General features: G+C 60.4%; 14 protein-coding genes and 2 pseudogenes. 2 read left to right on the forward strand and 14 right to left on the reverse strand.

Annotation, left to right across the window (positions count from 1 at the left end):
- Positions 1 to 29: 29 nt before the first annotated feature.
- The 13 genes and pseudogenes from LVY75_07945 to LVY75_08005 form a co-directional block, all read right to left on the reverse strand.
- On the reverse strand, positions 30 to 1,637 hold the full coding sequence (locus LVY75_07945; protein ID XAZ20060.1) for an ABC transporter substrate-binding protein: 1,608 nt from the start codon (positions 1,635 to 1,637) through the stop codon (positions 30 to 32).
- 216 nt (positions 1,638 to 1,853) lie between these two features.
- Complete coding sequence (locus LVY75_07950) at positions 1,854 to 2,789, reverse strand: amidohydrolase family protein (GenBank protein XAZ20061.1); 936 nt, start codon at positions 2,787 to 2,789, stop codon at positions 1,854 to 1,856.
- Between the two features lie 120 nt (positions 2,790 to 2,909).
- Positions 2,910 to 3,595, reverse strand: a pseudogene (locus tag LVY75_07955) (gamma-glutamylcyclotransferase).
- 82 nt (positions 3,596 to 3,677) lie between these two features.
- On the reverse strand, positions 3,678 to 3,971 hold the full coding sequence (locus LVY75_07960) for a hypothetical protein (GenBank protein ID XAZ20062.1): 294 nt from the start codon (positions 3,969 to 3,971) through the stop codon (positions 3,678 to 3,680).
- Positions 3,972 to 4,009: 38 nt separating this feature from the next.
- Positions 4,010 to 4,150 (reverse strand): hypothetical protein, encoded by a 141-nt coding sequence (locus tag LVY75_07965; protein ID XAZ20063.1) that lies wholly within the window; start codon positions 4,148 to 4,150, stop codon positions 4,010 to 4,012.
- An 11-nt stretch (positions 4,151 to 4,161) separates the two neighbouring features.
- Positions 4,162 to 4,329 (reverse strand): hypothetical protein, encoded by a 168-nt coding sequence (locus tag LVY75_07970; GenBank protein ID XAZ20064.1) that lies wholly within the window; start codon positions 4,327 to 4,329, stop codon positions 4,162 to 4,164.
- Positions 4,330 to 4,347: 18 nt separating this feature from the next.
- Entirely contained in the window at positions 4,348 to 4,539 is a 192-nt protein-coding gene (locus LVY75_07975; protein XAZ20065.1) for a hypothetical protein, read from the reverse strand.
- Between the two features lie 8 nt (positions 4,540 to 4,547).
- Positions 4,548 to 5,108, reverse strand: a complete 561-nt coding sequence (msuE, locus tag LVY75_07980; protein XAZ20066.1) for an FMN reductase — start codon at positions 5,106 to 5,108, stop codon at positions 4,548 to 4,550.
- A gap of 179 nt (positions 5,109 to 5,287) precedes the next feature.
- Entirely contained in the window at positions 5,288 to 6,646 is a 1,359-nt protein-coding gene (locus tag LVY75_07985; GenBank protein XAZ20067.1) for an NtaA/DmoA family FMN-dependent monooxygenase, read from the reverse strand.
- A 3-nt stretch (positions 6,647 to 6,649) separates the two neighbouring features.
- Complete coding sequence (locus LVY75_07990; GenBank protein XAZ20068.1) at positions 6,650 to 7,903, reverse strand: monooxygenase; 1,254 nt, start codon at positions 7,901 to 7,903, stop codon at positions 6,650 to 6,652.
- 19 nt (positions 7,904 to 7,922) lie between these two features.
- The gene (locus LVY75_07995) at positions 7,923 to 8,681 is read right to left on the reverse strand and encodes an ABC transporter ATP-binding protein (protein XAZ20069.1); all 759 of its coding nucleotides are present in this window, start codon (positions 8,679 to 8,681) and stop codon (positions 7,923 to 7,925) included.
- Positions 8,678 to 9,562, reverse strand: coding sequence for an ABC transporter permease (locus LVY75_08000; protein ID XAZ20070.1), 885 nt, complete (start codon positions 9,560 to 9,562; stop codon positions 8,678 to 8,680). Before LVY75_08000 ends, LVY75_07995 begins: the two co-directional genes overlap by 4 nt.
- Entirely contained in the window at positions 9,562 to 10,581 is a 1,020-nt protein-coding gene (locus tag LVY75_08005; GenBank protein ID XAZ20071.1) for an ABC transporter substrate-binding protein, read from the reverse strand. The genes LVY75_08000 and LVY75_08005 overlap by 1 nt, the downstream gene beginning before the upstream one ends.
- A 232-nt stretch (positions 10,582 to 10,813) precedes the next feature.
- Between LVY75_08005 and LVY75_08010 the strand changes: the two genes are divergently transcribed.
- Positions 10,814 to 11,908 carry a thiosulfate sulfurtransferase gene (locus tag LVY75_08010; GenBank protein XAZ20072.1) on the forward strand — a complete coding sequence of 365 codons (1,095 nt, stop codon included), beginning with the start codon at positions 10,814 to 10,816 and terminating at the stop codon, positions 11,906 to 11,908.
- A 145-nt stretch (positions 11,909 to 12,053) separates the two neighbouring features.
- Here the strand turns inward: LVY75_08010 and LVY75_08015 are convergent.
- Positions 12,054 to 12,137: pseudogene (locus LVY75_08015) on the reverse strand (LysR family transcriptional regulator).
- 103 nt (positions 12,138 to 12,240) lie between these two features.
- On the opposite strand from LVY75_08015, the gene LVY75_08020 reads away from it, so the two are divergent.
- Positions 12,241 to 12,945 carry a DUF899 family protein gene (locus LVY75_08020; protein XAZ20073.1) on the forward strand — a complete coding sequence of 235 codons (705 nt, stop codon included), beginning with the start codon at positions 12,241 to 12,243 and terminating at the stop codon, positions 12,943 to 12,945.
- The last annotated feature ends 79 nt before the right edge of the window (positions 12,946 to 13,024 follow it).

Genomic DNA, 13,024 nt, shown 5'->3' on the forward strand with positions numbered 1-13,024 from the left:
TCGTGCAGCCGACCGGGCAACCATTAAGATCAGGCGTTCGGGCTCAGCCATATCTGGCCGAAACTGTTGTTGATGCCCTGCGCTCCGGGAGCGAAATTCCTGACCTTCTTGTTTGCAACGATCTGGGCGCCTGCCGCGACGAGATCGACCGACACGACATCCTCATGAATGATCCGCTGGAACTGATACCAGAGATCACGCCGCTTGGCCTCGTCAGGCTCAACGGCAGCGGCTTCGAGCAACCTGTCGACCTCGGGATTGGCGTAGTGGCTGGCGTTTGAAAAGACGAGCCCGATCTTGAAGTTCTTCGACCAGTAGGCGCGCTGGACTCCGAGTGTGGGATCGAACGTGTTGGACAGGGATTCGATGACAAGATCGAAGGCGCGGTCCGTATAGACGGTCTTCAGGAACGTCGCGAGGTCGAACTTGAGAATTTCCGCGTCAATACCGACGGCAGCCAGAGATTGCCGGATGAAATCGGCATAGGAAGGCGGGAGGAAGGAATTATAGGCAAGACGAAGTTTGAAGCGCACGCCATTTGCCCCGCGCGGGTAGCCAGCCGTGTCGAGCAGCTTTTCTGCAAGCTTGGGATCCGGTTCACGGGCCTTGATGCTCGGATCATACCATTTTGGCAAGGCAGTACTGATCGGGCTCGGCGAGACCTGCGCATAGCCGAACAGGGCGATATCGACGAGCTTCTGCAAGTCGATGGCATGGGCGATTGCCAGGCGCACGTCACGCTTTGTCAGGATTTCATTCTCATAGTTGAAGAAGAGCTGCTGCTGCGGTCCCGAATAGGCATAGGTCGTCGTGTCCACGACCAGATTGGGATTTGTCTTGAGGCGCTCGATGTCGGACAGGGGAACGGGGTTGGCACCGATGTCGATCTCACCCGTCTCGAGCGCGGCAGCACGGGCGGCCGGATCGAGAATGACGCGCAGGATGACACGATCGAGATAGGGTTTTCCGGCATCCCAATAATTCGGATTGCGCTCGAAGATCAGGTGACTGCCCGGCACCCATTCCTTCAGCAGGAACGGGCCTGTTCCGATCGTCTGGGCAAGCTTGGGCTGCTCCTGCGGCTTGAAGGTTTCGTAGACATGCTTCGGCACGATCGGCGATTCCGAGCTTGAGAGCGCGGTGATGAGGTATGGTGCAGGCTTGGTGAGCACAACGATTGCCGTATGAGGATCGGGCGTCTCCACGGCCGTCACGTTCTGATAGGTGATGCGACCGCGCGGATGGGCTTCCTTCAGCCGGAAAATGGTGAAGGCTACGTCGGCCGATGTGAAGTCGGTCCCGTCATGCCATTTGACCCCTTCGCGCAGCTTGAACGTATAACGCAACTGATCCTCGCTGACCGACCACTCCGTCGCAAGAAGCGGGATGGGGTTAAGATCGTAATCAAAGTCGAAGAGGCCTTCGTTGATCTTCGGCCCGATGGCCTGCCCCGTGCCCGAGGACGTATTAATGGCAATGAGCGCACTTGGATCGGGATAATAGGCCCAATTGAGCGTACCACCCCTGACGGGCGTCTCGGTTGCCGCAGCGGCGGCAAACGTTGGAACGCCCCCAAGCGCAAGCCCGGCCGAGCCTGCAAGGAGAAGCTGATTGAACTGGCGGCGATTGATCGACATGGAAGGCTCCGAAGGCTGCGACGCTCGAAAAAGCGCGCACGGAGCCCCATGCCCCGATGAGGGAATGATCCCTTCCCGACCCGCCGAAGCAAAGGCAGATTTTCTATCGTGGCGGCGAAGCAAAGCTTGTCGCGCAGGCATAGAAAACAACAAAGTCGAGCATGCGCGCTGCCGGCAGCGCACATGCCCGACGAGGGTGATGAACAGGAAAGAGAGCTACTGACCAAGCCCGCCCAAAAGCCGACGCGCATTGCCGCCAGCCACAAGTAACCGTGACTGGGCGTCCAGACCCGCCGCCGTCAGGCTCTGCGCCAACCTCTCCGCGGAAAGGGCGGGAAGGATCGGCCAGTCCGTTCCGGCAAGAACGCGTTCCGCGCTGAAGAACTCCACCAATATGGCGATGATCGAAGGATCGTCGCCCATCGTGTCGAAGTAGATGTTGGGCTTATTCCCGGCCGCACGGTTCTGCCGGGAATAGGCACCGCCCCGCGCCGCCTGCACAACTGCCCCGAGGCCAAGAGTTGCGAAAACGAAATTCAGATCCGGAAATTCGTCCAGCAGACCGTTTTCCAGAACCGACAGGAACGCGACGCCGTTCATGAGGCCCCGGCCCAGCGAATTGCCGAGCTTACCGGCGCCGGCAATGAGGATATCTGCCTGCGGTGCATTGACGGGATGGACAAAGACCGGTTTTCCGAGACGGGCAGCCACTTCCAGCGCAGGCCGGGCGACCGGATCGCCGATGAACTTGCCGTCACGAAAGGAATCGACGACCAGACCCGCCAATCCGAGTTTTCCAAGTGCACGCTCCGCTTCTTGCGCAGCCGCCTCGCCGGAAAAGGGATCGATCGTTGCCAGTGCCGCAAGACGATCGGGATGGGCCTTGACCAGTCCGGCAAGCCAGTCGTTCACCTCGGCAATCACGGCAGGATCGGTCGCCTTCTCCATCCCGAACAGGCTTTCGATGGTCGTGCTCAAGACGGCGAGCGAGACGCCGGCTGCAGCAAACTCGTCAATCAGACGGGCCGGATCGACAATCTTCTTCAACACGCCGTCTGGGAGCCCGGCGGATATGCGTTTGCTGCCGTTTTGCCCCCAATCGACGGGCCAGAGATGTGTGTGAATGTCGACAATATCCAGGTCATTGCTCATGTGTTGCCGCTCTCCTCGGGATGGCGATTGTAGCTGGGGTCGGAGTGTTTCGGTCTCGGGCTCCGCAGCTCACCGATGGCGGGCCTGACGTCGGGGGGCCAAAGCCTTCTGGACCGTGCCTCATGACGCCCCAAGCCCGTGAATACGTCTGATCTCCTCGGCGACCAGGGCCTGCAGCCGCCAAAGGTTGCGATCGCGGATGCCCTTTTCTTCGAGGTGCTTGACGGTGAGGTAGAGTATTCGGCGCACGACCCCATTTGCCCACATGCCCTGGCGAGCACCGCCGCCACGCTTTCGAGCGGCAACCCACGCAGGACGCGCTTGCCTTTGGGGCCTGCCCAGAACGTCAGCGCGCGCAAGGGCCCCTGTCGCGTTTGGACCGGAACCCAGCGGATAAAAGACGAATCGGAAAGCGAATCGATTTCCCTGCGGATCATGCGGCGGATCTGCCCCATGCGGTTTTCTTCCGAAAGCCTGTAGGCGACGCCGTTACACTGACCGCCTCGGTCAAGCGCCATCATCAGACCTGGTACCGCATCGGTCGCCCGCCATCGCGTCATCTGCAGGCAGAACGACCTGTGCCAGCCGCGGGCCTGGGCCTGGCACCAGTCCACCGCATCAAAGTCCGGTTTCCAGATCAGCGAGCCATAGGCAAACACCCATAGCGGATCGCCCGCCGCTTCATAAAACAATCGCTCCGAAAGCGTCTGAAGCTCACCTTCGCTCAGCGGAATGCGATCAGGATCCGGTCCGGGGTCGGTTTCGAGCCTTAGGCTCAGAGAGACGAGATCGCCCGTCAGAGCCATAGCTCGCCAGTTTGCTCGATCGCCATTGTCTCGCGCGAACTCTCCAGCGATCGATAGCGTTTTCGGCAGGAGCGCTCGCATCCTAGTGAACCGTAAACCTGCTGAAATAGGCCTGCCGCTCGCGCACTGCACGGATCAACAAGGCCGCCTCGGACATGATCGCGCTGAAGGTCGTATCGTCGGCCGATGCGATGCTATCCGACATGGTCCGCAGAACTCCGATCAGTCGCGCTACAGATTGCTGGTGGACCTCGTCCTGGCCATCCAATCCTTCGGCAAGACAGGTGAGCGTTTGAACGAGCTCGTGGACAATCTCACGGCGGCGTTCCCGGTTCGACGGCGGTTCACCAGCCTCGGGCAGCGCAGCTTCGTCCAACACCCAGCTCCATATGGCAACCCGCTTCATCCTGCTGATCAAACCAGTCCGAGGACAAGCGCCAGGATGAAGGCGAAAGAGCCGGCTGCGGCCGCCTGATGCATGCGCAAGCAAACCGGAGAGAGCCAGCCTGCGTGATGCCAGGCAGAGATGCGCTGAGAATTGTCGACAATTGCCATCTTCTCCTCCTTCAATACCAGACCGGAGCTGCGGCCCGCCAGAATGACAGCTCGTATTCAAGACCCCTCTGACGATCGGTCTCTTCGAAAGCGACCGGTTCGATCATCCGTCCCTGCGGGCGCCGATCGAAGAGCCGTGCCACTCGTTCAACAAAGTCCAGAACCGTGTTACGCTTCATGACGCCCCCCTCGAACGGTCATTGCTCAGAAAGCAGGTCACGCCTGGCGCTCAAAAGCAGATCGTGTGGCGATGCCATCATCCCGAAGAGCGCCAACAGGCGGTTTTCTTCTGATTTCGCCAGCCGGTAGCGCCGTGCGAAGTCGCAGACGCTCCACAGTTCCACATGTGCTGTCGGGACGTCGATTTTTTCTGACCGACTCTGGTGCATGGCCGCTTCTACTCCGCAGCATCAAACACTGGACGAGCGCCCGGAAAGAATGCATCGATCTCGCTGATGACCTCATCGATGCGCCCGCAAAGCTGTTCGGACGCGACGGCGTAGTCGGTGAAATCCCGATCGGATGCATAGATTGCCGTTGGCAGCGTATGGGACATGAAGAACCCGAACAAAGGTCGCAGTTGATGTTCGACCATCAGAGCATGCCTGTCGCCGCCGCCCGTGGCGGTGATGATGATTGGCTTCGCCCGCAGCTCATGCGGATCGATCAGATCGATCAGATGTTTGAAAAGCCCGGGATAGGAACCCTTGTATGTGGGTGAGCCAACGATGAGCAGATCCGCATTGACGATGTCGGAGATCACGGCTTCGGCCTGACCATCGAGGTCCTTCCGCCAGATGGCGTCGCCAAGAGACGGCCCGACATCAAGCATGTCATAAACCCTGCTGTCGAAGCCATGTTTGTCCCTCGCGATACGAGCGACATGGTTTACGAGCGCCAGGGTCTTAGACGGGCGGTTGAAGCTGCCCGCGATTCCAACGAGTTTAAGAGCGGCCATCGTCTTTCCTTTCATTGAAATCACTATTGTCTATAAAGATACTAGATTAAAGAAATGACCGTTTGCCGTTGAGGCACTGTGCGAAAAAAATGCCTTCGGAAAGTCCCTCCCTCATCCACGCTGTTCAGGGCAACCCTACGAACAGAAAGCGTGGCGACGCCGGCGATCAGACTGGGCTGCTAGGATCTGTTTTTTGTAGATAGCCGCTCAGGGGTGGTCGACGACAAGCTATCGAACGGATAGGGCAAGCCGTAACGATCACGAACTGTCCTGCCTTCATACTCCCTGCGATAGACGCCACGATCCTGGAGGATGGGAACGACCTTCTCGACGAATTCCTCGATATCGTCGGGCGCGCGGGGTGGCTGGAGGGTGTATCCGTCCACCGTACCATCCGCCCAGAGGTCGATGATTTCGTCGGCGACCTGCTCCGGCGTCCCGAGCAGCAGGCGGTGATGCCCCTCCGACCTGCGGACTGCCTGTCTTGCGGTCAGCTTCTCATGCGTCAGGAGATCAGACAGGCCAAGTCCCATGCCGACGGCCTGCAGTCGGTTGGCATCGGGGATGAAGCGTTCGGCATCCAGGATGGCGTCCGGATCGAAACCGTCGGAATCAATACCATGCTCCTTGGCGAACCGCGCAAGCAAGCCGTCCTCCGAACCGGTGCCGCTATAGAGCTCATGCCTGCGCAATGCCTCCTCTTGGCTTTCGCCGAGGATGACGACGAGGCCGGGCACGATGCGGATACCCGAGGGATCGCGGCCGATCGATGCTGCACGGCCCCTCACCTTTGCGCCGAAAGCCTGGCCTGCACCGCGCGAAAGAATGTTGCAATAAATGATCTCGCCATGGCGCGCGGCAAGCTCTATGCCGCCCTCGGATGCGCCGGCCTGCGCAATGACGGGATGGCCCTGCGGTCCTTTCGGCACATTGAGCGGTCCTTTGACGGAAAAGTAGGTACCCTGGTGGTCGACCGCATTGGCGCTTGCTGCATCCCAAAAGCGGTTTTCCGGGACCTCGCCCTCGCGTGCCGGATCCCAACTCGCCCAGAGTTCCTTGGCGACGTCGAGAAATTCGGAGGCCTTGGCGTAGCGCTCGCTGCGCGGTGGCAACGGCTCGGAACCGAAATTGGCGGCGACGTTCGGATTGAAGGACGACACGACGTTGACGATGAGGCGACCACCCGAAACGATATCGGTCGATTGAACGCGCCGGGCAAAGTTGAACGGCGAATTGTAGGTCGAAGACATCGTCACGACGAACCCGATATCGGGCACCTGGGCCGAAAGCGCGGTGCAGAGGATCAAGGGATCGATCGTGTGGAAGGGCCGGCTTGCCGGATCGGTCATCAATGCGGGGTGGTCGGAAAAGAACACCGCATCGAAGCGTCCCTTATGTGCCAGCTCTGTCAACCGGCGATAATAAGCGGGATCGTTGATGTCATGGCGGCTGCCGGTTCTGTATTTCCAGGCATTGGCAAGATAGCCGGTAGTGTTGATGCCAACGTTGAGATTCAGTGTCCGGGACGTGTTCGTCATGGCTCAGGCAACCTCGCTGCTGGTGCCGAAGGGCGTAATGATTTTCCGATAACCGACAGCTGCGGGCTTCTTTCCGGAAACCGCATATTCGCCGACCACGCGGTCGTGATAGATACGGGGATTATGCGACGTGATCGTGCGGGCATTGCGCCAATGGCGATCGAGTGCAGTTGCCCGCTTGGCGGCTGAGGCACCAAGAGCATCGAAGAGTATCGTCGTCGCCTCGAGGATCAGCGTGGAGATGACGGTGACGGCCTGGCTCGTTTCGACGTCGGCAATGAGGTGCGTATCGGTTTGCTCGGGATCGACACCGGAAATATTGGCTTCGAAGGACCGCTGCAGGGCGTCGGCAACATTCAGCACGATCGCCCCGGCCGAATAGGCGCGCCCCCTGACGCGTCCCACCACTTCCAGCACCTGCGGATCGTCCGCGCTCGAAGTGCCGTTGCCGCGCGGATAAATGCGCGCCCGGGCGCCGACATGCTGTGCGAGTTCGCCCGCAGCCGCCCGGCCGATCCCGGCAAGGCTCGCCAGATGGACGAGTTGGAAAAAAGCCGGCGTATAGGGAAAACGGGCCGCATCGGGCTTGATATGTTCAGGTTCCAGCCTGACATCCTTGAACCGCGCGGTACCGCTGCCGCTCATGGCCTGTCCAAAACCGTCCCAGTCGTCGAGGATGTCGACGCCTTGCGCCCTGGTCGGCACCAGGGCAGCGATCGGCGAACCCGATCCGTCCACGGCGGCAAGGTTGATCCAGTCCGCATAGATCGAACCCGTCGTGTAGAATTTCTCGCCATTCAGGCGATAACCGTCTCCTTCCTGCTGGATCTTGGTCGAATGCTCGCTGATCTTGACGTTGGAAAGCTCGGAAAAGCCGCTGCCGATCATCTCGCCGCGGCCAAGACGGGAAAGCCATTCGTCGCGCCAGACTCCCTTCGGTGCGTTGAGAAGGTCCTCGGTAAAGCCGAGCTGGCTGCGGAAAATATTGGTGATGTTCGGATCGGCTGCGGAAAGCTCGATCAACAGCCCGAAAAGCTCCGGCAATGTGACATCACGGCCGCCATAATCCTGAGGAACCCGCAAGGCACCGAAGCCGGCATCGCGCAACCATTGGACTTCCTTGAAAGGCAGGCGTCGCTGCTGGTCCCTTTCGATCGCCGCCTGCGCGATGTCATGAAAAATCAGCCGGAAGGGGGCGGCAATATTCTCATAGCGCGCCGAGGGTCCACGGCCCCATCCTTGATCGATCCTGGTCATCAGCTTACTTCCTCAAATGTCAATGATTGCTCTGTTCAGCCAGTTTTGCTGTCGGCGTGCTGACCCCGAGCCAGTCGAGAAGTTGCACCCGCAGCCGATTGAAGCCGGCGCTGCCCGTCGAGCGTGGTCGCGGCAGGTCGATCCTCGCCTCGTGAGCGACCACGCCGTCGCGCATCACGAGCACCCTGTCGGCAAGCAGTAGCGCTTCTTCGACGTCATGGGTGACTAGCAGCACGGCCTGGCGGTGTTTCTGCCAGAGTTCGGCGACGAGCGCCTGCGCCCTGAGGCGCGTCAAGGCGTCGAGCGCCCCGAACGGCTCGTCGAGCAGCAGAAGGTCCGGGTTGCGCACCAGTGCACGCGCCAGTGAGGCTCGCTGCGCCTCTCCGCCTGAAAGATCCTTCGGCCAGGCATCGCCGCGGTGGGTGAGCCCAACCTCGTCGAGAGCCGTGTTCGCCCTTGCGCGGTTAGCCCCGCGTGGAAGGCCGGCGACGACGTTGCTCCAGACCCGCTTCCAGGGAAAGAGCCGGGGCGACTGGAAGGCGACGCCGCGACGCGGCGAAACGAATACGTCGCCCTCGATGTCGTGATCGAGATCGGCGAGGATCCGCAAAAGCGTGCTCTTGCCACAACCGCTCGCCCCTAAAAGGGCGACGAACTCGCCCTGCCTGATATCGAGATCGAGACGATCGATGACGTTGCGTTTTCCAAAGCGGCGCACCAGCCCGCGCACACTGACCGAAAGACCCGTCTGGGCCGAAACGGGAAGCGACATGTTCATACTCCGTCGAAACTCTGGCGCCAGCCGAGCAGGACGCGTTCCAGGACCCGCACGACCAGATCCGCCCCAAGGCCGAGAAGCGCATATATGGCAAGGCAAAGGATGATGATGTCGACGCGATAGACCTCGCGCGCATGGGTGATCAGGTATCCGAGCCCGCCCTGTGCATTGACGGTCTCGGCAAAGACGAGCGCCAGCCACGCCGATCCAAGCGAATAGCGCAGCCCGACGAGCAGGTTCGGCAAGGTGCCGGGGAGGATGACTTGAAGGATCAGCGCCGCTCGGCCAAAGGACAACGTGCGCGCAGCCTCGACGAGGGTCCTGTCGACATTGCGGATGCCGGCGAACGTGTTGATGTAAAGGGGGAACGTGACGGCAAAGGCGACGAGGATGACCTTGGGCGTCTCGTCTATTCCGAGCCAGATAATCAGGAGCGGCACGAGGCCGGCCCAGGGAAGTGTGCGCGCCATCTGCATCGGCGCGTCAATCAGATCCTCACCGAGGCGCAAGAGACCGGCGATGAGCGCAAGACCGACACCTGTGACGAAGCCGATGCCGAAACCGATCACGACGCGCTGGAGCGACAGGAGAAGCGCTTCCGCGAGGTCGCCGCTCGATATCATCTCGAGCAATGTCGCAAGGAGTGTCGCAGGACCTGGAAGCAGGTCCTCGGAAATCAGGCCATAGCGCGTGCCGACCCACCATAGACATATCAGCGCCGCCGGACCGAGGCTCTTGCCAAGGCTGCGCGGTAGGCGGCGGCTCTTTCGTCTGCCGTCAGGAACGATGCGCTCGAGATCGCCGATGGCTGGATGCGGATCGTATGCGCCCATGGTGGGCGCATACGATTTGACCGCCGACAGGCTCATCACCGTCGCCATCAGTTCGTCTTCGCCAGCTTCTTGTTTTCGTCGCTGATCAGATCGCCGAAGTCCTTGACGACGTAATCCTCAACCTTGAAATCGCGCTTGAACTGGCCGCTTTCATGAAAATAAGCGACCTCCTTCTGCCAGCCGGACAGCACGTCACTGTCGGTTGCAGCCACATATTCCACCCGTGAACGGCTGGCTTGCAGGTTGGCCGCGTCGGGCGAGATCTGCGATAGCTTGGCGACCTGCTCGGCCCATTCGCCGGGATGAGCGTTGACCCAGGCCTGCGCCCGAATGATGCGGCGCATCAGATCCTCGAGCGCGGCCTTGCGCACCGGATCGTCGACGGAAGATGTCGGGGCGTAAAGGACGCCTGCCGTATCGATCACCTTGCTCAAGGATTTCAGGATACGTGCGCCGTGTTGCTGCTGGGCGATCGCCGTATTCGGATCCCAGACGACAAAGGCGTCGACCTGGCCGTTGACCAGCGCCGACAGGCCGTCGGTCGTGTTCAGGTTCAAGATGAGCTTATTGTCAAACGGCACTCCGGCCTCTTCAAGCGCCTTGGCGAACTGATAATGCTGCTTGGTGAAATAGGGCAACGCAACCTTGTGTCCCTTGAGGTCGGCAACGTCCTTGAGCGGCGAGTCACCGCGCACAAGAATGGCGCTGCCACTCTCCTTGCGCTCCCAGGTGCCGGCAAGGATCGTCACCTTGACGCCGTTGGCGATCGCTGCGAGCACACCGGTATCGCCTCCAGCCGCAATATCGACATGACCGGCGCGAAGCGCCTCCACGAGCGGTGGCGTGGAATCGAAATCGGCCCATTTAATCTTGTAGGGCAGGTTTTCGATCTCGTTTGCGGCGATCAGCTGGCGGTGCAGGCCTGTCTTGTTGGGTGTGCCGACCGTCACGGTCAGATTGCTGAGATCCGTGGCGTCCTGGCCCAGCGATGCGGTTGCGAACGAAGCTGAACAGGCGATCGCTAGACCTGCGCCGCGGATCAGCCTGGTGATGTTGCTAAGTCTCATTATTCGTCCCTCCTGGCCGATCGGCCCTGACCCGCGTCCATTCGCATGACGCCTTTCATGATGGCGGCGAGCCTACGCAAGGGCGAAAACACTGATAAGAAAATAAACTCTATAGATTTTATGTATTATGAAATTGCTTTTCGGATTTTGGTTCCTGCCCGCATCGTCCGACTTCGAAACGGTGTTGGGTGCCGGTTAGTCTTGCGGTAGCATTTGAACAAGGAGACTGACGATGAGCCAGAAGACGATTTCCCTCGACACGTTCAAACAGTGGCTTGCTGACGGACACGAGCTTGCTGTTCTCGACATCCGCGCGCCCGATGTTGTCGGCTACGCGTCCCCGCTTTTCGCCACAAATTTGCCGGCCGAAAGGGTCGCGCGCGAGCTTTCTCACTTTGTGCCACGCAAGGTCGTGCGCACCGTGCTAGCCGACGGCGGCGATCGGACGGCCGAGCGTCTTGTCGAGGAGCTCACCGCAGCAGGCTGGGTGAACACCGTTGCGCTCGATGGCGGCATTCCGGCCTGGACGGCGAGTGGCACAGACGCAACCCTGCCGACATTCGATACGCCCGGCGTCGCATTTACACTTGCCGTCAAGGATGAGAAGGGTACGCCGCTCACTTCGGCCGAAGAGCTGAAAAGGCTGCGCGATGCTGGTGAGGATCTCATCGTCATCGACACGCGCACCGTATCTGAGTTTGCGCGCGAGCACGTCCCGGGCGCGGTCAGCGTGCCGGGTGCAGAACTGATCCTGCGTTTCAAGGACGTCGTGCCCTCCGAAACGACACAGGTCATCGTCTCCTGCGCCGGCCTGCCGCGCGCCATCCTCGGGGCCCAGACACTGATCGATGCCAAGGTTCCAAACAAGGTCTCCTATCTCCACGACGGCACCAAGGCCTGGACTGCGGCAGGCTTCAGCCTGGAGACCGGTAGGACACGGATCTATGACGAGGCGAGCAGCACGGCGGTTGAGTTTGCCCGCCGGCAGATCGCGGTCTTGAGCAGCGCCGACCGGTTCCCCGAAATCGATATCGCGACGGCCAGACGCTGGGCTGCCGATCCCGATCGCACGACCTATCTGCTGGACGTCAGGACGCCGGAGGAATTCGCAGGCGGTCATCTCGAAGGCACCCAGTCTTCCGAGGGCGGCCAGTTGCTCGGTGTTGCCTATCGGACGATAGCGGTAAGAGGCGCGCGCGTCGTGCTCATCGATGACCTTGTCGGTGCCCGCGCACGCACTGTTGCTCACTGGCTGCAGCGACGCGGCTACGACATCGCTCTCCTGCTGGTCGATTTCAATTCGCAGGACTTGAGCAAGGTCGCCTGAAGGAACAGGCGCCTGTGCCGGTCTTGGCTAGGCTCCAGACCGGCTCAAGCCATGAACCGGCCGCCGCTTGGGCTGATCGGCCGCCCATGCTGTCGCCAAGCGGCGACGACAGGACCGCATTGGTCGCTTTCGCGCGCGCAACTTTCGAGAAGAAGCGCACGGAGCCGATATTCTCCACCGGCCGGACGAAACCGAGATTGATACGGCCTGCCTCGATATGGCGGATTAGCCCCTAGATGCGATCGGCAAAAAATCGATGGTCCTTGTCGATAACGAATTTTGTCGCACGTCTATGGATGTGAGGCGAACAGGCAGATCAAGGGAGAAATCACATGGACATGGGCGAATTGAGACCGGCAAAGGAGCTAGCCGCGAAACGCGCAAGCAGATTCGCAAACGAAACAGCCGACTACGCCAAGGCAAGAATGGCGCTTTTGGCAGAAGAGATTGAAGTTCGGCGGCATCTAACGAGGCTTGCGGAGCAACGCAGGCGGCTGCCTCCCGGCCCAGTCATCGAAAAGAACTATCGCTTCAAGGACGAGAACGGCAGCGAGACCGGTCTGGCCGAAATGTTCGGACATCACGATACGCTCGTGACTTATTTCTGGATGTTCGGTCCGCAGCGCGAACGACCCTGCCCGATGTGCACAAATTTTCTGGGCGGAGCGAACGGCAACGGCGCCGATGTCAAGCAGCGGGCCGCGTTCAAAATCATCGGTCGCAGCCCCGTTGAGAGGCAGCGCGCGTTCGCAATGGAGCGCGGCTGGCGCGACCTCGATTTCGCTCAGACCGTCGGCGACGACTATGCGAGAGATCTAGGTCTGCTCGACGCCAAGGGCAACGAGTATCCGGGGCTTACCGTCTATCAGAGGCAAGGAAACGAAGTCCGCGTGTTCTATAATGCCGAAATGCCTGCCGAGGCGGCAGATCCCGGACAGGATCCGAGAGGAGCCGTCGACATCGCGCCGCTCTGGAACATTCTGGACATGACACCAGCCGGTCGCGGTACGAACTGGTATCCGAAGCTCACCTATTAAGTACTCGCAGTTTGCGCAGTGCGAGCTTCGGCTACGACCCGGCGCGCCTGTCGGCCCGAACCGGATCAGCGTGCGAGGT

Source organism: Sinorhizobium sp. B11 (assembly GCA_039725955.1).
Taxonomy (GTDB): Bacteria; Pseudomonadota; Alphaproteobacteria; order Rhizobiales; family Rhizobiaceae; genus Rhizobium.